This is a genomic window from Paraniabella hibiscisoli (assembly GCF_022512515.1).
In the GTDB taxonomy this organism is placed as follows: domain Bacteria; phylum Bacteroidota; class Bacteroidia; order Chitinophagales; family Chitinophagaceae; genus Niabella; species Niabella hibiscisoli.
On the sequence record NZ_JAKWBK010000001.1, the window covers coordinates 2,123,403 to 2,143,659 of the forward strand.

General features: G+C 43.0%; 26 protein-coding genes and 2 pseudogenes. 13 read left to right on the plus strand and 15 right to left on the minus strand.

Annotation, left to right across the window (positions count from 1 at the left end; all coding sequences use genetic code 11):
• The first annotated feature begins 39 nt into the window (after positions 1 to 39).
• The gene (locus MKP07_RS13490; RefSeq protein WP_240847661.1) at positions 40 to 1,014 is read left to right on the plus strand and encodes a Gfo/Idh/MocA family protein; all 975 of its coding nucleotides are present in this window, start codon (positions 40 to 42) and stop codon (positions 1,012 to 1,014) included.
• 54 nt (positions 1,015 to 1,068) lie between these two features.
• Here MKP07_RS13490 and MKP07_RS13495 read toward each other — a convergent pair whose 3' ends face one another.
• The gene (locus MKP07_RS13495; RefSeq protein WP_240847662.1) at positions 1,069 to 1,743 is read right to left on the minus strand and encodes a 2-C-methyl-D-erythritol 4-phosphate cytidylyltransferase; all 675 of its coding nucleotides are present in this window, start codon (positions 1,741 to 1,743) and stop codon (positions 1,069 to 1,071) included.
• Between the two features lie 91 nt (positions 1,744 to 1,834).
• Here MKP07_RS13495 and MKP07_RS13500 point away from each other — a divergent pair, with 91 nt between their 5' ends.
• Both MKP07_RS13500 and MKP07_RS13505 read left to right on the plus strand, forming a co-directional pair.
• The gene (locus MKP07_RS13500) at positions 1,835 to 2,428 is read left to right on the plus strand and encodes a bifunctional folylpolyglutamate synthase/dihydrofolate synthase (RefSeq protein WP_240847663.1); all 594 of its coding nucleotides are present in this window, start codon (positions 1,835 to 1,837) and stop codon (positions 2,426 to 2,428) included.
• Between the two features lie 87 nt (positions 2,429 to 2,515).
• Positions 2,516 to 3,124 (plus strand): glutamate ligase domain-containing protein, encoded by a 609-nt coding sequence (locus tag MKP07_RS13505; protein WP_240847664.1) that lies wholly within the window; start codon positions 2,516 to 2,518, stop codon positions 3,122 to 3,124.
• A 4-nt stretch (positions 3,125 to 3,128) separates the two neighbouring features.
• Here the strand turns inward: MKP07_RS13505 and MKP07_RS13510 are convergent, their stop codons facing one another.
• The 8 genes and pseudogenes from MKP07_RS13510 to MKP07_RS42485 form a co-directional block, all read right to left on the minus strand.
• Entirely contained in the window at positions 3,129 to 3,812 is a 684-nt protein-coding gene (locus MKP07_RS13510; RefSeq protein WP_240850818.1) for an ABC transporter permease, read from the minus strand.
• Positions 3,813 to 3,913: 101 nt separating this feature from the next.
• Entirely contained in the window at positions 3,914 to 4,351 is a 438-nt protein-coding gene (locus MKP07_RS13515) for an ABC transporter permease (protein ID WP_240847665.1), read from the minus strand.
• Positions 4,352 to 4,426: 75 nt separating this feature from the next.
• A complete protein-coding gene (locus MKP07_RS13520) occupies positions 4,427 to 4,567 on the minus strand; it encodes a ribosome-binding factor A (protein ID WP_240847666.1) in 141 nt (46 codons plus the stop codon).
• Positions 4,564 to 4,701 carry a ribosome-binding factor A gene (locus tag MKP07_RS13525; RefSeq protein WP_240847667.1) on the minus strand — a complete coding sequence of 46 codons (138 nt, stop codon included), beginning with the start codon at positions 4,699 to 4,701 and terminating at the stop codon, positions 4,564 to 4,566. The genes MKP07_RS13520 and MKP07_RS13525 overlap by 4 nt, the downstream gene beginning before the upstream one ends.
• Before the next feature lie 243 nt (positions 4,702 to 4,944).
• Positions 4,945 to 5,130 (minus strand): hypothetical protein, encoded by a 186-nt coding sequence (locus MKP07_RS13530; protein WP_240847668.1) that lies wholly within the window; start codon positions 5,128 to 5,130, stop codon positions 4,945 to 4,947.
• Positions 5,127 to 6,100 (minus strand): annotated as a pseudogene (locus MKP07_RS42475) (glycerate kinase). Before MKP07_RS42475 ends, MKP07_RS13530 begins: the two are co-directional and overlap by 4 nt.
• Positions 6,090 to 6,422 (minus strand): alpha-L-fucosidase C-terminal domain-containing protein, encoded by a 333-nt coding sequence (locus MKP07_RS42480; protein WP_394803654.1) that lies wholly within the window; start codon positions 6,420 to 6,422, stop codon positions 6,090 to 6,092. Before MKP07_RS42480 ends, MKP07_RS42475 begins: the two are co-directional and overlap by 11 nt.
• Positions 6,423 to 6,431: 9 nt before the next feature.
• Positions 6,432 to 7,441 (minus strand): annotated as a pseudogene (locus tag MKP07_RS42485) (alpha-L-fucosidase); the annotation flags it as partial.
• 404 nt (positions 7,442 to 7,845) lie between these two features.
• Here MKP07_RS42485 and MKP07_RS13555 point away from each other — a divergent pair.
• The 9 genes from MKP07_RS13555 (at position 7,846) to MKP07_RS13595 (ending at position 14,245) form a co-directional block, all read left to right on the plus strand.
• Positions 7,846 to 9,594: a CarD family transcriptional regulator gene (locus MKP07_RS13555; protein ID WP_240847672.1), complete on the plus strand. Its 1,749-nt coding sequence runs from the start codon at positions 7,846 to 7,848 to the stop codon at positions 9,592 to 9,594.
• On the plus strand, positions 9,591 to 9,854 hold the full coding sequence (locus tag MKP07_RS13560; protein ID WP_240847673.1) for a DEAD/DEAH box helicase: 264 nt from the start codon (positions 9,591 to 9,593) through the stop codon (positions 9,852 to 9,854). The genes MKP07_RS13555 and MKP07_RS13560 overlap by 4 nt, the downstream gene beginning before the upstream one ends.
• A 23-nt stretch (positions 9,855 to 9,877) precedes the next feature.
• Entirely contained in the window at positions 9,878 to 10,213 is a 336-nt protein-coding gene (locus tag MKP07_RS13565) for a hypothetical protein (RefSeq protein WP_394803655.1), read from the plus strand.
• 14 nt (positions 10,214 to 10,227) lie between these two features.
• Positions 10,228 to 11,241, plus strand: a complete 1,014-nt coding sequence (locus tag MKP07_RS13570; RefSeq protein WP_240847675.1) for a TRCF domain-containing protein — start codon at positions 10,228 to 10,230, stop codon at positions 11,239 to 11,241.
• A gap of 125 nt (positions 11,242 to 11,366) precedes the next feature.
• On the plus strand, positions 11,367 to 12,260 hold the full coding sequence (locus MKP07_RS13575; RefSeq protein ID WP_240847676.1) for an oxidoreductase: 894 nt from the start codon (positions 11,367 to 11,369) through the stop codon (positions 12,258 to 12,260).
• A gap of 73 nt (positions 12,261 to 12,333) precedes the next feature.
• Positions 12,334 to 13,149 (plus strand): helix-turn-helix domain-containing protein, encoded by an 816-nt coding sequence (locus MKP07_RS13580; RefSeq protein WP_240847677.1) that lies wholly within the window; start codon positions 12,334 to 12,336, stop codon positions 13,147 to 13,149.
• A gap of 86 nt (positions 13,150 to 13,235) precedes the next feature.
• A complete protein-coding gene (locus MKP07_RS13585; protein WP_240847678.1) occupies positions 13,236 to 13,436 on the plus strand; it encodes a hypothetical protein in 201 nt (66 codons plus the stop codon).
• Positions 13,437 to 13,448: 12 nt separating this feature from the next.
• Positions 13,449 to 13,961 carry a potassium channel family protein gene (locus MKP07_RS13590; protein WP_240847679.1) on the plus strand — a complete coding sequence of 171 codons (513 nt, stop codon included), beginning with the start codon at positions 13,449 to 13,451 and terminating at the stop codon, positions 13,959 to 13,961.
• Complete coding sequence (locus MKP07_RS13595; RefSeq protein WP_240847680.1) at positions 13,958 to 14,245, plus strand: hypothetical protein; 288 nt, start codon at positions 13,958 to 13,960, stop codon at positions 14,243 to 14,245. Before MKP07_RS13590 ends, MKP07_RS13595 begins: the two co-directional genes overlap by 4 nt.
• A 150-nt stretch (positions 14,246 to 14,395) precedes the next feature.
• On the opposite strand, the gene MKP07_RS13600 is transcribed toward MKP07_RS13595, so the two are convergent.
• From MKP07_RS13600 to MKP07_RS13620, 5 genes are all read right to left on the minus strand, one after another.
• Positions 14,396 to 14,872 carry an ORF6N domain-containing protein gene (locus MKP07_RS13600; RefSeq protein ID WP_240847681.1) on the minus strand — a complete coding sequence of 159 codons (477 nt, stop codon included), beginning with the start codon at positions 14,870 to 14,872 and terminating at the stop codon, positions 14,396 to 14,398.
• Positions 14,873 to 15,170: 298 nt separating this feature from the next.
• Positions 15,171 to 15,959, minus strand: a complete 789-nt coding sequence (locus tag MKP07_RS13605; protein ID WP_240847682.1) for a Gfo/Idh/MocA family protein — start codon at positions 15,957 to 15,959, stop codon at positions 15,171 to 15,173.
• Between the two features lie 5 nt (positions 15,960 to 15,964).
• On the minus strand, positions 15,965 to 16,423 hold the full coding sequence (locus MKP07_RS13610; protein ID WP_240847683.1) for a Gfo/Idh/MocA family protein: 459 nt from the start codon (positions 16,421 to 16,423) through the stop codon (positions 15,965 to 15,967).
• A gap of 216 nt (positions 16,424 to 16,639) precedes the next feature.
• A complete protein-coding gene (locus MKP07_RS13615; RefSeq protein WP_240847684.1) occupies positions 16,640 to 17,380 on the minus strand; it encodes a formylglycine-generating enzyme family protein in 741 nt (246 codons plus the stop codon).
• Positions 17,329 to 17,526 carry a hypothetical protein gene (locus tag MKP07_RS13620; protein WP_240847685.1) on the minus strand — a complete coding sequence of 66 codons (198 nt, stop codon included), beginning with the start codon at positions 17,524 to 17,526 and terminating at the stop codon, positions 17,329 to 17,331. The genes MKP07_RS13615 and MKP07_RS13620 overlap by 52 nt, the downstream gene beginning before the upstream one ends.
• 70 nt (positions 17,527 to 17,596) lie before the next feature.
• Here MKP07_RS13620 and MKP07_RS13625 point away from each other — a divergent pair, with 70 nt between their 5' ends.
• The gene (locus tag MKP07_RS13625) at positions 17,597 to 18,538 is read left to right on the plus strand and encodes a hydroxypyruvate isomerase family protein (protein WP_240847686.1); all 942 of its coding nucleotides are present in this window, start codon (positions 17,597 to 17,599) and stop codon (positions 18,536 to 18,538) included.
• A 216-nt stretch (positions 18,539 to 18,754) separates the two neighbouring features.
• On the opposite strand, the gene MKP07_RS13630 is transcribed toward MKP07_RS13625, so the two are convergent.
• Entirely contained in the window at positions 18,755 to 20,218 is a 1,464-nt protein-coding gene (locus MKP07_RS13630; protein WP_240847687.1) for a peptide MFS transporter, read from the minus strand.
• Positions 20,219 to 20,257: the final 39 nt, after the last annotated feature.

Consider the following 20,257-nt stretch of genomic DNA (forward strand, 5'->3'; position numbering starts at 1 on the left):
TTTTAGGACTGGTTATTTTAAAAATGAATATTTTTGAAGATGCTTAAAATCGGAATAGTAGGAGTAGGACATTTGGGAAAATTTCACCTGAATAACTGGTTGGAAATTAATGATGTAGAAGTTGTTGGTTTTGTTGATCCCAATGATGAGATCGCTGCCGATGTGATAGAGAAGTATGGTATCAAACGTTTTTTTGATACGGATGATTTTTTAAGCCAATGCGACGCGATAGATATTGTAGCGCCTACAAACTACCACTACGAGTGGTGTGAAAAAGCCATTAAGCTGGGCAAGCACGTTTTTGTAGAAAAGCCTTTTGCACATACCATGGATGAGGCCCGCCAATTGGTGAAACTGGCTAAAGAGTCTAATATTAAGCTGCAGGTAGGACATGTGGAGCGTTTTAACCCTGCGTTCCTGGCGCTGAAGGGATTCGATCTGAAGCCTATGTTTATCGAAGTGCATCGGCTGGCGCAATTTAACCCTCGCGGCACCGAAGTGAGTGTGATACTGGACCTGATGATCCATGATATCGACATTATTTTAAGCCTGGTAAAAAGTGATGTGAAGAAGATTTCAGCCAGCGGTGTGGCGGTAATGACCGATACGCCTGATATTGCCAATGTGCGTATTGAATTTGATAATGGTTGTGTAGCGAATCTTACGTCAAGCCGTATTTCCATGAAGAAGATGCGTAAGATGCGGGTGTTTCAGAAAGACGCTTATATAGGTATTGATTTCCTGGATAAGAAAACAGAGATCATTAAATTGAAAGAAGACCAGGATACCAACGTTTTTGCATTTGACATGGCCACGCCAACCGGCACCAAAACGATTGCTGTCGCTAATCCGCCAGTGCCGCAGGTAAATGCCATTAAGCGCGAACTGGAAGAATTCAAGGATGCGATTAATAATAACACGCAGACCGTTGTTTCTGAGATCGATGGTTTGAAAGCAATGGATGTGGCACACCAGATACTGGCCAAGATCGGTAATACGAGCATCGCCGGGTAAATGCAGTGAGTTAATGTAGGTGGCGGGCAATGATGCTCGTCCAACCAGCAGCTGCTAAACCCTTTCCGCGAGCACCTGTCCGGCAATAGCCAGATCTACAGGATGGGTGATTTTGAGATTTTGCTTTTCTCCTTCCACAAGTGTTACCATCATGCCAAAAGCTTCCACTACGCTGGCTTCATCGGTAAACCAATCTTTATAATCAATATTAAAAGCGGGAATTAATATCTTGCTGTGAAAAACCTGTGGTGTTTGTACCATAACAATTTTTTCACGGTCTACAGCCTCATTCATGCCATCTTCATTAATCATGCGCAGGCTATCACTGCTTTTAACAACAGGAATTGCTGTTCCCATTTCCAGGGCAGTTTCGTAACATCGATGAATCAGGCCGGTAGTTAGAGCGCAACGCACTGCATCATGTACAAATATAATGGCTTCTCCTTCAACCATTGAAAGGCCGTTTTTTACAGAATCAAACCGGGTAGCGCCGCCAACAGCGATCCTGATGCGGTCATTTTCAAAATAGGCATCAATAATCTCCCTGCCCATATCAACATAGTCCTCTGCCAAAACTAATACAATTTGCAGGTCTTCATATGCCGATAGAAATGTATTTAAAGTGTGATACAGAACCGGCTTGTTCTGCACCATTAAAAACTGTTTAGGCAAATCACTGCCCATTCTTTTACCGGCACCGCCCGCCACTATTATCGCAACTTTGTTCATTCGTCAAAAATATCAATATTTGGCTTCCGGGATTTAAGATTTTTTAATTTTGTAGCGATAAAGCAAACCCTGCACCTGTTTATATTTGCGTATGAACTATCAGCAAACCTTAGACTATATGTATGCCCGACTGCCCATGTTCAGCAAAATAGGCGGACAGGCTATAAAAAACGGTTTCACCAATATTATTGCACTTTCTGAAGTATTAGGCAATCCGCATCAAAAGGGGAAGTTTGTCCACGTAGCAGGTACCAACGGTAAGGGATCAGTAAGTCATATGCTGGCTTCTGTTTTACAATCGGCAGGTTATAAAACAGGCTTATATACTTCTCCACATTTAAAGGATTTCCGGGAACGTATCAGGGTTAATGGTGAAATGATCGGCGAACAGGAGGTGGTGGATTTTGTTGAACAAATGCAACCGGAAATTGAAAGGATACAGCCTAGTTTTTTTGAGCTAACGGTAGCAATGGCTTTTGATCATTTTACAAAACAGAATATCGACATTGCTATTATTGAAACAGGCCTTGGGGGGCGTCTGGATAGCACTAATATTATTCAGCCATTGCTATCTGTTATTACCAATATCGGTTACGATCATGTACAGATACTGGGTAATACATTGGAAGAAATTGCCGCTGAGAAGGCAGGTATTATTAAACCCGGTGTACCGGTAGTGAGGTGAAAGAGCTTCCACAACCGAACCGGTATTTAGAACTAAGGCTACAGCCGAAAATGCACCTGTTTTTTCGCCGGGGAGCGTTTACAGGTAATGGACTGGAGACAGTCTGAATATGAATTGATCGTATCTGTTGCAGAAAACAATAAAGCCGATCACAGGAACTATCACTTAGATCTGACGGGTCAGTACCAGACCAAAAATCTTTTAACGGTGTTGGAGAGTTGTCATCAGTTGAAAGCAAAGGGTATTGATTTACCGGATACTTCTATAGAACAAGGTTTGAGGCAAGTGAAAAAACTAACCGGTTTACATGGACGGTGGGAAACCATACATCAGCATCCCCGTGTTGTGCTGGATGTTGCCCATAATGAAAGTGGTATGCAAGAGCTTCTAAATCAACTGGAGATAACCACTTACCATCGCTTACATATTATATTGGGAATGGTAAAAGACAAAGATGTTGATACAGTGATAGCAATGCTGCCCATCAATGCTTCTTACTACTTTACGAATGCTAATATTCCCAGGGCACTGCCGGCAGGAATACTTAGCGAAAAAGGTGCGCAGCGAGGGTTAACCGGGCATGTTTTTAACGATGTAAATGAAGCATTGACCGAAGCCAAAGCGCATGCTCATCCTGATGATCTGATATTGATATGTGGAAGTGTATTCCTTGTAGGGGAGGTAGTAGCGCATTAACTTGCTACTCACTCCTAAGTGAGAATTGTTGCCTGGATGCTTTAATAGCAGGTATCCAGGATGCCAGGAAGGATACGACCAAAACGGTGGTGGCTACTAAAATAAAGTCAATGATCCTGAGCTCTACCGGGAAATAGTCTATGAGGAAGGAGCCGCCCTCCAGTGGTACCAGGTGGAATTGCTGTTGTAGCAAAACTACTACCAGTGCGATCAGCATACCAATGCCACCGCCAATGCCCGCCAGTAAAAGGCCTTCACTTAAAAATATTTTCAAGACCAGGTTTCTATTAGCACCCAGGGCATTTAAAACGCTGATGTCTTTACGTTTTTCCAATACCAACATGGTAAGCGCGCCGACCATGTTAAAGGCCGCAACAACAAGTATAATGCAAAGCACTGCGTAAAATATCCAGCGCTCCAGGTTCATAATAGCATAAAGGCTTTGATTTTGCTGGTAGCGGTTTTGTATTTTAAAGCCTTTACCAAAAAGAGTAGCTAATTCCTGCCCTACTTTATCGGCTTCGTCGGGATTATTAACTGCAATCTCAACACCGCTATAATCATTGGCATTAAGTTTCATCGCATTTTGCAGGAATCGTAAATCGGTAATGGCGTACTTATTATCAAAGTCTTGTTGAATCATAAAAGAGCCGGCAGTATGAATGGTGTCACTGCTGATGTCTTCCATTTCATTCAACTCCTCCGAGTTGTTTTTTCGTGGGATATAGATAGTTAAAGGAAGTACATCGCTACCGGCCCTGATGCCTAAAGTGCCTTCAATGCCAACGCCTAATACAGCATGGGTTGCTGTTCGTTACCAATCCCGAATTTACCGGAATAAATATGCCTATTCACGGTTGTGGTAGTTTCATAGTTATTGTCTACCCCTTTCAAATGAACGATTGCCTGGTTGTCGCCATTCTGCAATATTGCTTTCTCTTCTACTACCAATGCAAAGCTCCTGATACCTTTCACCTGCCTGAGTTGCTGTAATTGTTCGGCAGATAAGCTCAATGTTTTTCCTGATGCCGGGCTGATCTTAAGATCCGTATAGAAAGACGCATATAAAGATTTAACCAGGCCTTCAAATCCGTTGAAGACGCTAAGCACAAGAATAAGCGCAGCAGTGCCCACCACCATCGCTACAATGCATATCCATGATATGATATTAATAGCATTGGTCGATTTTTTAGCTTTAAAATAACGCCACGCAAAAAGAGAATACAATGAATTAGGGATTTATAATTAAGGAAGATTGCTCTTGTCAATACGATCACTACTCATCACAGATCACTGACTTACTCATTGTTCGCCGTTAGCTTTTCTTTCTTCTTCAATTTTTTTGAACAGCTCTTCCATTTTAAAAACATGGTCTAAGGTATCATCGGCAAAGAATCGCAGAACGGGCATACTTCTTAGTTGATGTCTTACGGCAGCGGTCAATTCTTTTTTATTTCATGATGACGCTCTTCCACTTTTTTAAGCGCTGCATCTTTATCGTTCACCTGGAAAAAGCTCAGGTAAAATCTTGCTTCCAGCAGATCGGGGGTGATTTTTACTGCAGATATGGATACCATTCCCCGCCGATCATATTTAATCCCAACTTTTGAAAGATGGTATTCATTTCTTCATTTAATAAACCAGCTACCTGCTTTTGTCGCTTACTCTCCTGCATAATCATTCATTTTATAGATGTAAAAGTAGCTACTTTGTTGGTTTTTGAGGATATATTTAACAATATAAGATAGTATCTAATGCCTTGTATGAGCGTGTTGGGTTCGGTGATATACCCTTAAGTGCCTGGCTAAGCTGTTAGGCTTTTATGTATCAAAGGAGCCTGTTTTAATCTCTTGGCCTATCTTTTTCCCCGTTTTTATAAGATTAGCCTTCGTATTCCGAAGTGCTTTTGCCAGGCTTATACCAGGCGGATTAATATTGATCAAACGGTCAAAATAATGATGCAGCTTTTTATTGTCTGCCTCTACTTTTCCGCCAACTCCAATCACTTTAATTCCGGCTTTTTTACTCTTTGTGCTACACCAAAAGGAGCTTTGCCTTCTAGTGTTTGTGCATCTAATGCTCCTTCTCCTGTTATGACAAGATATGCCTGCTGCAATAGCTGGTTAAATTGAATGGCATCCAGGAAAAAATCAATTCCATTTACAATTTTGGCATCGCACAGCACCGCCAGCGAAGCGGCTACTCCTCCGGCTGCACCACCGTGAGGGAGGGAGCTGATCCTGATGCCTGATGTTTGGTGTACCACTTTGTTAAGCCGCTTCATCGATTTTTCGAGCGCTGTTATGTCGTTATTAGTTGCGCCTTTTTGAGGTCCAAAGATTTTTGCTGCACCGTTAGTACCTAATAGTTTATTCTTCACATCACATAATACGATCAGTTCTGTTTGTAGAAGACTACTGTCAAATCGCGAAATATCGATGCTATGTAAATCAGGAAGATCGCCAGGGAGATGCCTTATTTCAATGCCTGCGCTGTTCAGGAATTTTACCCCAGAGCCTTTAAAATGCCGGTTCCTCCGTCTACCGTTGCGCTGCCGCCAATGGCCAGCAAAATTCTTTTCGCCTTTCGTTTCAGTGCCTTTTTAAGCAGGATGCCTGTGCCGTAAGTGTTAGCCCGTATCGGATCATATTCCGCAGGTTGCAATAGTTTTAAGCCGGAGGCATCTGAAAGTTCTATAATGGCTGTATGATCCTGGGTATAGTAGACCGGAGCAAAGATGGGCCTTCCCAGGGGATCGACCGTTTTATAAACGCGCTTCTTTGCTTTTAAATGTAATGCCAGTATTTTTCCGGTACCGTCGCCACCATCACCTACAGGGCAGCAATTAACGACGGCATTAGTAATACTGTGCTGCAGACCTTCCGCTAATGCCGTCGCTGCTTCATCAGCGGGCAGGCTGTTCTTAAATGCATTGGGCGCTATTAAAATATGAACGGCTTGTTGTTTAGAAAGCATTACTGATTTTATAAGCCCAGGCTTGCTGAGTGTTTAACTCACCAGGCAAAAGGACAGGCGCTGTTATCGTTACATTTTGCCCCTGTTGTTTGTAATTTACTTTTCCCTTAAAGCCGAGTAGTTCTACCGATCGGGCTTTTATACCGGGAATGGTTACCTGTTGTTTCCAATTGGTGTGCAGTACATACAGATCCTTTCCTTTACGGGTGAAGAATACACTTGTATCTTTTTGCAGGGGAGCCTCTTTCCATGCGGTAGTGCCGTAAATAGCGTCGCCATTGATTTGTAGCCAGGCACCTATATCTTTTAGTCGCTGCTGCATGATCACGGGGATAGTACCATCTGCCGCAGGCCCAATATTCAACAGCAGGTTGCCGCCGCGCGACACCACATCAATCAGCATGTGCACCAGCTGGCGGCTGGTCTGGTATTGCTCCAGGTTTTCATTACGGTTATACCCGAAAGATTCGCCGATACCCCGACACTCCTCCCAGGGTCTTTCCAGGCTGGCTTTGCCGCTTCCGTATTCTGTGGTGGTAAATCCGCCATGGTTGCGACCTCCGCCCCAGCGGTCATTGGTTACTACCGTATTTTTTACAGGCGATTCATTATATAGCCAGCTTAAAAACTCGCGGCTTTTCCAAACTGTATCACTGTGATCCCATTCACCATCGGGCCAAATAATATCCGGCTGATAGCGGTTAACCAGGTCTTTTAGTTGCGGCAGCATGTGCTCATCAACGTATTTGTTTACATCCTGTTTGTATAAAGGGTTATACCATTCGTATAAGGAATAGTAAAAGCCCATGTGTAAACCTGTTTTTTAACAGCTTCACTTAAATCGCCTGCCAGATCGCGATGAGGACCGGCATCATAAGCATTCCAGTTCCATGATTCGCGGCTTGGCCAGAGGGCAAAGCCTTCATGATGCTTGCTGGTCAACACAACGTATTTGGCGCCTGCATCTTTAAAGAGTTGTGCCCATTGAGTAGGTTCAAATAATTCTGCTTTAAATTGGGTTACAAAATCCTGGTATTTAAAGTTGGGGCCATAGTTTTTGTTATGGAAGTCAACAAATTCTTTGTGTATTTTAAGCTTAGTATTATTGAGCCGTTCCCAATACCATTCTGCATAGTTGCTGCCAAAACCATCAGCATTAGAGTTGGTAGCCCATGCAGGAACACTGTATAGTCCCCAGTGTATAAATATTCCAAACTTGGCATCCGTAAACCATTGGGGTATGGGCCTGGACTCGAGTGAGCTCCAGTTGGGCTGATAAGATTGAGCCATCATGCACTGGCAGGAAAAAGCCAGGGCCAGCAACGTTATAATTTTTCGCATGAACTTAATTTAAGTGATTTCGCCTTTTTCCAGGCAGTATCCAAACCTACACAAAAAAGCGACTGATTCTTTTGCCGGTACTATTTTTTAAAAAGTTCTATGAAAATCTTAAATTTTTTGCCCCCTGTTACAAAATAAGTTGGATATACGTCCTTAACTACAGATCACTTGCTCAGGTGATTTCAATAAATCGAAAACAAAATGAAAAAGATTCTTTTCTATCTTTCGCTGATACCGCTGATGTATAGTTCTGAAAGAATCAGCATTGATCATATTTTATAGCATACTGTTCATGATGAGTTTATGGCGGCTTTCCCAGGCGAAGCGATGGCAGGTCGTTGGTTTTATGCTTTTATATTTCGGGACTTGTAAACTTTTGAACTTAATCGTAACTTCGCGCCTCGATGAGCACGGATGTGTTGCAGAATTTTTATATTAATGATACCCGCTGTTTACAAATAGCGGAGGGGCTTTCTTTGTTCCGTCCATCAGAAATAGCCCTTACAGGTCTTTTTGGCAGTTCAGCTCCTTTTGTATTTGCCGCGAGTGCAGGATATGCGCCTGAGTTTAATCATGTAATTGTTTTAAATGAGTCGGAAGACGCGGCATATTTTCATAATACACTGGAAAACATTACCGGAGCGCTGGATATTTTTTATTTTCCCTCCTCCTTTAAAACCAGGAAGAATTACCGGCAGCTGAATGCTTCGCATGTGATGTTGAGAACAGAAGCACTCACAAAGCTGGCCTCCCATACAGATGCGCAGCCCGTCAGGAAGAAGATCCTGGTAACTTACCCCGAGGCTTTATTCGAAAAAGTAGTGATCTCCAAAACCTTATCGGAGAACATAATACATATAAAAACTGCCGATACTATCGACATCGGTCAATTGCTATTGAAGCTGGATCAGTACGGTTTCGTACGCAGCGATTTTGTGTATGAGCCGGGGCAGTATGCTTTACGCGGGGGCATTTTTGATATATACTCTTTTGGTAATGAAAAACCTTATCGTTTTGAGCTGTTTGGCAACGAGGTAGATTCTATTCGTATTATCGATCCTGAAACTCAATTAAGTGAACGTAAGCTTTTGTCGGTATCCATTATCCCGAATGTAGATACTCAATTTGGTTCGGAAGAAAGAGTGTCACTTTTCGATTTTCTGCCAGCCAATACCGCCATCTGGCTACAAGACCAGGAATTGTGCGTAGAGCGATTAAGGGATCATGAGGAGGAATTGCAATATTTCCTGGAGATGTACCCTGCTGGTCAGGCGGCTGCTAACAGTGATGATGAAAAGCTCTTTAAAAAAGATATTTCCCCTGATGATTTTATAACGGCCGATAGTTTGGCTGAGGCGCTGAAAGATCGATCTGTTTTTCATTTCGGTGGCAATAGCTATACGGCCAAACAGGAATTTGAATTTAATACGAAATCGCAGCCGGCATTTAACAGGCAGTTCGATTTGTTGATTAAAGACCTGAAGGAAAAAGAAAAGAAGCAATATAATATTTATATTTTTTCAGAGAATTCGAAGCAACTGGAAAGGTTGCAAACCATTTTTGATGACCTTAAAGCAGAACTGGTATTTAACCCTGTGTCCGTTTCTATTCACCAGGGATTTATTGATGATGATCTGAAAGTAGTTTGCTATACCGATCACGAAATTTTTCAGCGTTATCATAAATACAGGGTTAAGCAGGCGTACAATAAGAGCAAGGCTATAACATTACGAACCTTACGTGAGCTGCAACCTGGCGATTATGTAACACATATCGATCATGGTGTAGGTGTTTATAGCGGTCTGCAAAAAATGGATGTGAATGGTAAGCTACAGGAGGCCGTGCGTCTTATTTATAAAGACAAGGATGTACTGTATGTGAACATCAATTCCCTCCATAAAATTGCAAAATACACCGGCAAGGATGGCAGTGTGCCAAAGGTTAACAAGCTGGGTAGTGATGTATGGAACCGCCTCAAGGAAAAACCAAGGCAAAGGTTAAAGAAATTGCCTTCGATCTTATTAAGTTATATGCCAAACGTAAAGCTCAGCAAGGCTTTGCGCATACGCCGGATAACTATTTACAGAATGAGCTGGAAGCTTCGTTTATTTACGAGGACACGCCTGATCAAAGTAAGGCTACCGCCGATGTGAAGAAAGATATGGAGTCTGCTTCGCCTATGGATCGACTGGTTTGTGGCGATGTGGGTTTTGGTAAAACGGAAATTGCCATTCGTGCAGCCTTTAAAACCTGTGTAGATGGCAAGCAGGCAGCAGTACTGGTTCCAACAACGATTCTGGCTTTTCAGCATTATAAAACTTTCAGTGAGCGTTTGAAAGATTTTCCTGTTACAGTAGATTTTATCAACCGTTTTAAGAGTGCGAAAGAGAAAAAGAAACGCTGGAGAAATTAAAGGCGGGTAAAATTGATATACTTATCGGTACCCACGGCATTATAGGGAAAGAAGTAAAGTTCAAAGATCTGGGAGTGCTGATCGTAGATGAAGAGCAGAAGTTTGGAGTAGCCCATAAAGAAAAGATCAAGACCATCCGTACCACGGTTGATTGTTTAACATTGACGGCGACACCAATTCCACGAACGCTGCAGTTTTCTTTAATGGGCGCCAGGGATTTGAGTATTATCAATACACCGCCACCTAACCGGCAACCGATACAAACTGAGGTACAGGTGTATAATGAAGATTTTGTGCGGGAAGCTGTTTACTTTGAAACAGAGCGTGGCGGACAGGTGTTTTTATTCATAACCGCGTAGCTGGCCTGGCCGAGATGGCAGCTATTATCCAGGGGCTTTGCCCCGATCTTTCTGTAGGCTACGCGCACGGACAAATGGAAGGTCATCAGCTGGAAGAAAAGATACTCGATTTTATAGACCGCAAATATGATGTGTTGGTTTGTACCAATATCGTGGAAAGTGGTGTGGATATACCGAACGTAAATACGATTATTGTTAACAATGCGCATCATTTTGGCCTAAGCGATTTGCACCAGCTACGTGGCCGGGTTGGACGTAGTAATAAAAAAGCGTTTTGTTATTTGCTGGCGCCGCCGATGAGCACATTACCCAGCGATTCACGTAAGCGCCTGCAAACATTGGAGCAGCATAGTGAACTGGGCAGTGGTTTCCAGATAGCGATGCGTGACCTGGATATACGTGGTGCGGGAAATTTATTGGGCGGTGAACAGAGTGGGTTTATGGCCGAGATAGGTTTTGAAATGTACCAGAAAATTCTCGACGAGTCTATTCGTGAATTAAAGCGTACGGAGTTTAAAGACCTGTTTAAAGAAGAGATCAGCAAGCAGGACGATTTTGTGCATGATTGTACGATCGATACCGACCTGGAAATTCTTATACCAGATGAATACGTGGAGAACATCACAGAGCGACTCTCGCTCTATCAGCGTTTGGACAACTGTGAGAATGACCAGGAGCTGGAGGAAATGCATATTGAGCTGGCCGATCGTTTTGGAGCAGTACCACCACAGGTCGATGATCTGTTTGAAACTGTAAAATGCCGTAGGCTGGCTATAGAACTAGGCTTTGAGAAAATGAGCTTAAAAAGTGAAACACTTCGTTGTCATTTTATTAACCGTCCGGACTCTCCTTATTTTGAATCTAACATCTTCCAAAAGATCATAGAATACCTGCAGATAAAAACCAACAAAGCCAGACTCAAACAAACCGGCAAATTATTCTTATTAATAGCTGATCCTATACCTTCCATGAAAGAGCTGCACGAGTTTCTAAAAGATATGCATGCGTTTGTCGCAAGCCCTTCCTGAAAAGACGATGCTATATAATTGTTACAGGCGATTGACGTGAGCCGTGTGGCCAAGTAACTTAGAGCCATATACACAAATTGTTTTAGTAAACCTTCCGGAGCTTTGCAGAAACAAATTCATTTAACATGGAAAAAGTATGGTTTATTACAGGAAGCTCCAGGGGACTGGGCAGAAGCATAACAGAAGCCGTTTTAAAAAGTGGCGATAAAGTAGTAGCAACTGCGAGAAACAAACAGGATCTGCAGATATTGGCTGATCAATATCCCAACCAGGTATTGTGCTTGTCTTTAGATGTAACCGATAAAGCAGAGATACTATCGTCTGTAAACGAAGCGATCGGATACTTTGGTAGAATTGATGTATTGGTAAATAATGCCGGATTTGGAATCACTGGTGCAACGGAGGCATTCACAGACGAGCAGGTAAGCAGCCAGCTGGAGGTGAACCTGGTAGCGCCCATTCAAATTACGCGTGCGATATTGCCATATATGAGACAGCAACGGTCGGGACGGATATTGCAAATAAGCTCAATTGGTGGCAGGGTAGGTAACGCGGGCTTGAGCTTGTACCAGGCAGCTAAATTCGGGCTGGCCGGCTTTGCCGAATCGTTAAGCAAAGAAGTAGCCCACTTGGGGATAAAAGTAACATCGGTTGAGCCTGGTGGCTTTAGAACGGATTGGGCCGGCACATCGATGTCATTTGCTCCGCATGTAGAAGGCTATGAAACAACAGTGGATGCTTCCAGGGAGTTCCTGAGCTCTGGTAAATTTGTTCCGTTGGGCGACCCCGCAAAAGCAGCGAACGTAATTGTTGACCTGGCCAACCATCCTCAACCACCTGTGCACCTGGTGTTAGGTAGTGAGGCTGCAGCCATTTTGCAAAAAGCAGATGCAATAAGAAAGGCAGAAATGGAGCAGTGGCTACCTGTTTCTTTGTCGACAGATCATGATGAATCGGCAAAGTTTTATGAAACAGCAGCCGGCAAAGATTACCTGGCGCTTAAAGGGATTGAAATTTAACGATCGCTTTGCATCGCTATTGTTTCTCCTTGTATGTTTAAACGGGTTTAATAAGTATCTTGGATAATATATAATGAAAGAACAAGAAGATCATCAGTTGCGGCCCGGCATTTTTTACTCCTGCTATCACCAGATCAGCAGGGATGGCGAACATTTTGTACCAGAACACACTTTAAGTTTTGTTACAGCCGGTTCGTTGATACTGAATGATGGTACCAGGGAGTATCCATCGCAGGAAGGGCGTTTGAGATTTATAAGAAGAAACCAGTTACTGAAATTTATTAAACACCCACCGGCCAATGATACTTTTAAATCAATTAGTATTTACCTCAGCCAGGAAATATTAAAAGAATTTAGCCTGGCACATGGTGTATATGCAGGTGGTAAAGTACGGAAGCCTGGAATTGTTGACCTGGAGAGAAATAAATCGATGGAAACTTATATGGATTCGGTTATTCATTACCAGGAAGCGGGTTGCCTGGATAATGCCTACCTGGTAAAAGTGAAAATTCATGAAGCTATTTTGTTGCTTTTGCAATTACATCCTGAGTTAAAAGAAGTGCTGTTTGAATTTACTGACCCGCATAAAATAAACCTGGAAGCATTTATGAACCGGAGTTACCAGTTTAATGTGAAGCTGGAACGCTTTGCTTATTTAACCGGTAGAAGCCTGGCCACTTTTAAAAGGGATTTCGGAAAAATATTTAATATACCTCCACGGCAATGGTTGCAAAAAAGGCGGCTTCAGCGCGCGCATTATCTGATTACTGAAGAGGGTAAAACAGCTTCTGATATATACCTGGATCTGGGCTTTGAAGATCTCACGCACTTCTCGCATGCGTTTAAAAGAGAGTATGGATATTCTCCTAAAAAGGCAGCCGGTAACTAATGGCAACAGGCAGTGGATTAGACTGTTTGTTGCTTTTTCATCATTTAGGCCGCAAATGATTAGATTTACTTTTCGAACCCAAAAGTATGGCCAGAACAAAACAGCTTTCTAAAGATATTTCTAATACCGGGTATACGGCAAATGCCGGCATGCAGAGAATCATGAACCGGGACGGAAGTTTGAATGTGCAGCGCAAAGGCCTTAACTGGTGGCAGCGCAATAGCATTTATCACACGATGATCAGCCTTTCTCCGGCGCGATTCATGCTGGTAGTGTTTTTATTTTAAACTTCCACCAATTTGCTTTTTGCCTGTATTTATACCTTGCTTGGTATTGATAAATTACAGGGTATTGATCCTGTATCTGGTTTTGGTGAAAAATTCATGCAGGCTTTTTTCTTTAGCTCTCAAACACTTACAACGGTAGGGTATGGGCATATCAGCCCCAAGGGGATGGCCGCCAATATTGTTGCATCGTTAGAATCTTTTATTGGCATCATGGCCTTTGCCATTGTAACTGGTTTATTTTTTGCCCGTTTTGCCCGGCCTCGTGCTTTTTTAAGATTTAGTGATAACCTTATCATGTCGCCTTTTAAAGCATCGGCTGCTTTTATGCTAAGGGTTATATCAGCAAAAAATATTTCGCTTACTGATGTACAGGCCGAAGTAACCACCGCCTTTGAGGTGGAAGAGAACGGCAAAAAAGCACCCGCTATTTTCAGCTCCCCCTGCAGTTCAGCCGTATTAATTCCCTTGCCTTATCATGGACGGTGGTGCATATTATTGATGATAAAAGTCCTTTTTATGGTTTGAGTCTTGAAGAAATAAAAAATAGCAATCTTGAGGTTATGATCAATGTAAGAGCTTTCGATGAGCATTACTCCAATACCGTACAACAACGGATTTCTTATAAGGGCAGCGAAATTTTATATGGCGCCCGGTTTCTTCCCGCTTTTGCTCCTTCAGAAGACGGAAGAACTACCATTTTGAAAGTAAAAAAGCTCAACCATCATGAAAAGTTGGAAGAAGCGCATGTAGCCGCTATACTCGAAAAGATCAAATTGGATCAGAGAAAGAGTGAAGAAGCAAAGGACTGATACTTATGTGCTAACTGATAGAGCTGTAGCCCCTGTTTACACTCTTTTTTACCAACTATCCAACAGCCGACTTTTACTTTAATCTTCAATTAATTACGTTTTTTTGTAACCGCTTTCCCATCTTATTTTTCAGTATGACTGAAAAATATTTTATGTTTTTTCTGAATCATACTGCTTAAACCCGATCCGATTTCTTCGTCCCGTAGTACTTTGTTTTTCAATCAGCTCTTTTAGCACCACGAAAATATTTTCGATATCGCGCGTATTGCCTTTTACTTCTTTTTCCAATTGAGCAAGATGAATCAAAATGTCTTTATGAGTAAGCGCGTGTTCCCGAAGTTGTGTAAATACCCGGATAATGCGGATATTAACTTCAATGGCTGTATCGCTGTTTAGAACACTTGATAACATCGCCACCCCCTGTTCGGTAAAGGCGTTAGGCAGTTTACGTGTACCACCCCAGCCGGATAAACTTGATGTCGCAATTTGCGACATCAAGTTGTCAAACTCTTTTTGGCTTAACATAAACATAAAGTCTTTGGGAAAGCGTCTACTATTTCGTTTAACTTGCTCATTCAGGCGCCTCGTCTCAACACCGTACATTTCAGCCAGGTCCCGGTCTAGCATTATCTTCTGACTACGCACTACATAAATGCGGTTGAGTATTTTTGCTCAGCAACGAGCGACTGCAGGTTAGCCTTTGCCATTGTATATTTATTGAGGTGTTATAATTTAGCTGGTATTGCAAGGCAGTTAGCCTACTACTAATTTACATCATTTAATTGATAATTTCTTGGGAATTGCCTGGTAGAAAAGTTGTAAGAGATGGACTTGTCAGTATCCCGGCACATGGATGATAGTATCATTAAACGAAAAACCTCCGCTATTATCTATAGCGGAGGTTTTCAATATAATAAAGCAACTACTAGAAATACTTTGTTTTGCCCGGTGTAGCTATCGGGTAGTTGCCGTCAGCATCGGGAACAATCGGCGGTGTAGCGCTGAAGCTGTATTCCTGCGGCATTAAACTGATACCACTATTTAATGCTTTCTCAAAATCAATTACCTGTCCACTATAGGTAGCCATACGTCCGATGATACCTGTTAATGTGCTTTTGGCGCCGTGCTCGGCATCGGCAAATTTATATTCGCCTTTCGCAATGGCAGCAAACAATTCATCGTGTTCGGCCTGGTAAGGATTATTCTCTCCTTTTTTATCGAACGCAAAAAGAGTATTGCCTTTATTGTCTTTAATTACGGCAGCATCTCCATAAATTTTTCCTTTGGTACCAATAATGAGCTCATCTACCTTACTCATCGTTCTGGGTATATGGCGGCACTGGCTGTTCATAATGCTGCCATCGGCATAGTGGAATTCTACAAAATGGTGATCGTATATTTCGCCATACTTTTTATCGGTGCGTACCTGGCGTCCACCTAAGCCCTGGGCTTTTACCGGGTAACCGCCCTTAAACCAGTTGATTACATCTATATTGTGTACATGCTGTTCTACTATATGATCGCCACAAAGCCAGTTAAAATAATACCAGTTGCGCATCTGGTATTCCATTTCTGTTTGTCCTGCCTGGCGCTCTTTCACCCATACGCCATCGTTGTTCCACCAGGCCTGGGCAGAAGTAATATCGCCGATAAGATCCTTTTTCTTAAATAGCTCGCGATAGGAGTTCTGATACCTTCTTTGCAAGCCTACCACTACATTCAGTTTTTTTGTTTAGCAATCTCGGCAATATCCAATACCTTTTTAATACCAGCAGGATCAGTAGCTACCGGCTTTTCCATGAAAACATGTTTGTTCTGCTTTACAGCTGCTTCAAAATGGATAGGGCGAAATCCTGGAGTACTGGTAAGGATTACTACATCGGCCAGGGGAATGGCTTTTTCGTATGCATCAAAACCAACAAATTTTCTTTCTTCAGGCACATCTACCCGGCTTTTGTCGATGCCCGATTCGGCAAGGTTGCCGGTAATCGATTTATAGCAGCTGTCAAGGCGGTCTTTGAACGCATCGGCCATAGCTACCAGCTGTACATTTTGTTTGGTGCTTAATGCTTGTATAGCAGCACCGGTACCGCGTCCGCCGCAACCGATCAGCGCTACTTTAATGGTTCCGGCCGAACCCGAAAAGAAATTGGCATTGCTTAAGAATGGTGCAGCCATCAATCCCCGGTAACCAGGGTTGTTTGCTGTACAAATTTTCTACGCGTTGTTTTATTGTCCATTGTTGGTTGTTTTGATATATGTATTTAAGGTGATTGGTATGTTTGAATTGGAGGCAATATCTCTTATTTTATGTTGATCACTCATTACTCATCGTTGACTACAAACTCAGGTAAGTCTCAAAGAATTTCTCAGCTTCTTCCCTGGATGGTTGCTTTACCGGACGCACGAGTCTGAATCCCACAAAGGCGCATCTGCATTCCACCATTTACTTTTAGGTATCTGTGGATCGCGACGGTTCCATATAAGATCAGACTGCTCCCGGTTGGCACTGGTTAATACATTGGCTGGGTCATTATAGTCACCACCGCGTACCACCAAAGGATGTTTGCTGGTAGGTGTATTAAGAGGATCGGTTGCACTTTTCCCCAATTTGGTATAGGCATCTGCACTATACTGATCCAATACCCACTCCTGCACATTGCCCAACATATCGTAAAGTCCCCAGGCATTGGGCTTTTTCAACCCCGTTTTCTGATAACGGTCGCCACTGTTAGCAGCGTACCAGGCATAGTCCTTTAATTGGGTACTATCATTGCCAAAGGGGTAAACAGTAGCAGATCCGGCACGGCAGGCATATTCCCATTCGGCTTCAGTGGGCAGGCGGTAAAACACACCCGTTTTTTCATACAACCATTTGCAGTACATGACCGCACCATGTTGCTTCATGCTATTTGCAGGAAAGCCACCTTCTTTACCCATGCCTAGCGTCATTTCAATATAAGGGCGCGACGGCCGGCTAATGGCGTCCACGTCGCTATTCTCTGCATAATTTTCATCGTTAAGATAAAGTGCAAATTCATCATGGGTCACTTCTTTGGCGCCCATCCAAAAAGCGCTCAGCGCTACTTCGTGTTCGGGTTGTTCGTCAGCTTGCTTAGAAGACTTGCTACCCATTTTAAAACTACCGGCTTTAATGGGAACCATTTCAAACTTACAGCGCTGCCGGGAATAGCTTGTTCATATTTTTCGAATGACTGATTTTGAGCGTTAAGAGCTGCTGCCATTGCAGTGCAGGCAGCAATCAATACAATTTTCTGCATGGCTTAAAGATATAGAAATTCAGCGAAAACGGTTTTGCGCAAACGGTTGTTTAGGTTGATTAGGGAAGTTTTGTTATTTTTCACAAAAAATAGTAACGATGCAAAGAAGGTCCTTCTAAAAAACACACTGCTTACTACGGGTTCTTTTGCAGCTGCAACTGCTGCCTTTAGCCAGACTAAAACCAATATTTCCAAAGGTCAGCCCTTTCATTTAGACTATGCACCGCATGAGGGGATGTTTGCCACCAGCGGAGGTAAAGATTTTGTCGATCAGATCAAGTATATGCACGACCTGGGTTTCAGGTCCATTGAAGATAACGGAATGGCGGGCCGCTCTACAGAGCAGCAAACAAAAATCGGAGAAACGCTGGCTAAGCTGGGCATGCGCATGGGTGTTTTTGTGGTGCCGAAAGGTGGTAATGGCGCTAATACGCTTGCTGCAAAAAAGAAAGAGCACGTTGATATTTTCCTGGAGGGCTGTCGTAAATCGGTAGAAGTGGCCAAGCGCTGCAATGCTAAATGGGTTACGGTGGTGCCAGGAGATTTTGAAAAGAACCTGCCCCTTTCCATACAAACAGCCAATGTTATTGAGGCATTGCGCCGCGGTGCTGAAATATTCGAACCGCATGGTATCGTAATGGTTTTAGAACCACTGAGTGATACACCTGATCTTTTCCTGCGTTATTCTACCCAAACCTATGAAATTTGCAAGGCAGTAGATAGTCCCAGTTGTAAAATATTATATGATGCCTATCACCTGCAAAAAAATGAAGGCAACCTGATTAAAAACCTCGAACTCTGCTGGGATGAAATTCCTTACATACAGGTGGGAGACAATCCCGGGCGTAAAGAGCCTACGACAGGGGAGGTTAATTACAAAAACGTATTTAAGTTCCTGCACGAGAAAGGCTACAAAGGTGTTGTAGGTATGGAGCACGGCATGTCCAAATCAGGCAAGGATGGAGAAGACAGGCTGGTGCAGGCCTATAGGGAAGTGGATAGTTTTGTATAGGGTGAAGTTGATGATAGGTTGACTGGTTTATTGGTTGACTGGTTGAAAAGAAAACGCCTTGTCAACTTATTAGCCAGTCAACTAACCTCCCATTATTTCAACTCCCCTAACCTGGTTACTATTTAATAACTATAAAAGCTATCCTCAGTGCTCATTTATAAATCAACTGGTTAAAAAGCACACTCTCCTTATCAACAAGTCAACTTGTCAACCAACTTACTTCACCTCTCCCATCCATTTCTTCACTAATGGTGATAATAATAATATTAGTGCCCCTGCAATAGCCGATGCTATGGCAATCTCTTTTAAAATAGTAGCATAATAGGGCAGGGAGGCGATAGCATTATTTTGAACCGATTCGGGTACACTCATCATCTTGCCGATCTTACCCGCCAGGAATTCACCACCCGCGCTGGCGAAGAACCAAACTCCCATCATTACCGCAACCATTCGTACGGGCGATAGTTTAGTAACCATCGACAGTCCGATAGGAGACAGGCAAAGTTCTCCGGCAATGATAAACATATATCCCATAGCGAAAGCAAATAAACTGATCAGTCCGCTTTCTGCATTTAAACAGGCCAGGTAAAATACTAAGAAGCCGATTGACATGAGTAAAAAGGCAAAGCCGAATTTTACCGGAGTCGTGGGTTCCAGTTTTCGCTTGGCTAGCCAGGTCCACAACCATGCAAAGAAAAAGCTTAGTATGACCACCCAGCCCGGAGGCAGGAAGTTGTTTACCGACAGTGCCGGAAGTTCCGTGCCCATAACGTGCATGTCTACATTGCGCATGGCAAACAGGTTGAGCGAGCCGGCATTTTGTTCATAGAAGGCCCAGAACAGGATGGAGAAAATGATCATGAATAATGCTGCTATCAGTTTATTTCTGCTGGCTGCATCCATGCGAAAGGCCTCCCATAATACATAGGATATAGCAATTACACCCAGTACCGCCATAAAGTAATCCATGATCTCATGGCGATTAAAAAGGGCTACCACCACCGGAACGATCAATAAAGAAGCTACATAAATTAATTGCTCGTTGGTAATGCCGATCGTTCTTTTTCTAAGCGCTACCAGGTTGGGCGGAAGACCGCGGTGCCCTAAAGATTTCTGACCGATCACAAAAACGATCAAGCCCAGAACCATGAAAATACCGGCTAAGCCAAAACCATAATGCCAGTTAATTCTTTGCCCCACATAACCACAAAGCAATCCTCCCAGTGCAGCACCAATATTGATACCCATGTAGAAAAGCGAAAAACCGCTATCGCGCCGGGGATCATTATCTTCATATAAAGTACCTACCAGGCTGGATATATTGGGTTTGAAAAAACCATTGCCACAAATGATAAAAGCCATACCATAGAAAAAGCTCCACTCCTGGGGTAGGGCTAACACCAGGTGCCCGATGGTCATTAAAATGCCACCATAGATCACCGCTCGGCGATACCCCAGGAAACGATCAGCCAACATACCTCCCAGCATGGGCATGGTATATACCAGCGCAGAGTAGGCGCCTAGTATACCATAAGACTTGGGTTCATCAAATTTCAATTCCGTCACCATGTAGGCGATCAATAGCGCCTTCATTCCATAGAAGGAAAACCGTTCCCACATTTCCGCAAAAAACAATAGGTATAGTTGGCGGGGTTGTTTGCTGATAGCTCTTTCTGTCATATAGTCCAATTAAAAAAGTCCTAAAACTTGTTCAGGACT

Bases quoted from the DNA above. Each gene is read 5' to 3' on its own strand.
- MKP07_RS13490 (WP_240847661.1), top strand. From the start codon at position 40: ATGCTTAAAATCGGAATAGTAGGAGTAGGACATTTGGGAAAATTTCAC.
- MKP07_RS13495 (WP_240847662.1), bottom strand. From the start codon at position 1,743: ATGAACAAAGTTGCGATAATAGTGGCGGGCGGTGCCGGTAAAAGAATG.
- MKP07_RS13500 (WP_240847663.1), top strand. From the start codon at position 1,835: ATGAACTATCAGCAAACCTTAGACTATATGTATGCCCGACTGCCCATG.
- MKP07_RS13505 (WP_240847664.1), top strand. From the start codon at position 2,516: ATGGACTGGAGACAGTCTGAATATGAATTGATCGTATCTGTTGCAGAA.
- MKP07_RS13510 (WP_240850818.1), bottom strand. From the start codon at position 3,812: ATGGAAGACATCAGCAGTGACACCATTCATACTGCCGGCTCTTTTATG.
- MKP07_RS13525 (WP_240847667.1), bottom strand. From the start codon at position 4,701: ATGGTATCCATATCTGCAGTAAAAATCACCCCCGATCTGCTGGAAGCA.
- MKP07_RS42480 (WP_394803654.1), bottom strand. From the start codon at position 6,422: ATGCAGCAGCGACTAAAAGATATAGGTGCCTGGCTACAAATCAATGGC.
- MKP07_RS13555 (WP_240847672.1), top strand. From the start codon at position 7,846: ATGAGCACGGATGTGTTGCAGAATTTTTATATTAATGATACCCGCTGT.
- MKP07_RS13570 (WP_240847675.1), top strand. From the start codon at position 10,228: ATGGCAGCTATTATCCAGGGGCTTTGCCCCGATCTTTCTGTAGGCTAC.
- MKP07_RS13575 (WP_240847676.1), top strand. From the start codon at position 11,367: ATGGAAAAAGTATGGTTTATTACAGGAAGCTCCAGGGGACTGGGCAGA.
- MKP07_RS13580 (WP_240847677.1), top strand. From the start codon at position 12,334: ATGAAAGAACAAGAAGATCATCAGTTGCGGCCCGGCATTTTTTACTCC.
- MKP07_RS13585 (WP_240847678.1), top strand. From the start codon at position 13,236: ATGGCCAGAACAAAACAGCTTTCTAAAGATATTTCTAATACCGGGTAT.
- MKP07_RS13600 (WP_240847681.1), bottom strand. From the start codon at position 14,872: ATGCTAGACCGGGACCTGGCTGAAATGTACGGTGTTGAGACGAGGCGC.
- MKP07_RS13610 (WP_240847683.1), bottom strand. From the start codon at position 16,423: ATGGCTGCACCATTCTTAAGCAATGCCAATTTCTTTTCGGGTTCGGCC.
- MKP07_RS13615 (WP_240847684.1), bottom strand. From the start codon at position 17,380: ATGGGTAGCAAGTCTTCTAAGCAAGCTGACGAACAACCCGAACACGAA.
- MKP07_RS13620 (WP_240847685.1), bottom strand. From the start codon at position 17,526: ATGCAGAAAATTGTATTGATTGCTGCCTGCACTGCAATGGCAGCAGCT.
- MKP07_RS13630 (WP_240847687.1), bottom strand. From the start codon at position 20,218: ATGACAGAAAGAGCTATCAGCAAACAACCCCGCCAACTATACCTATTG.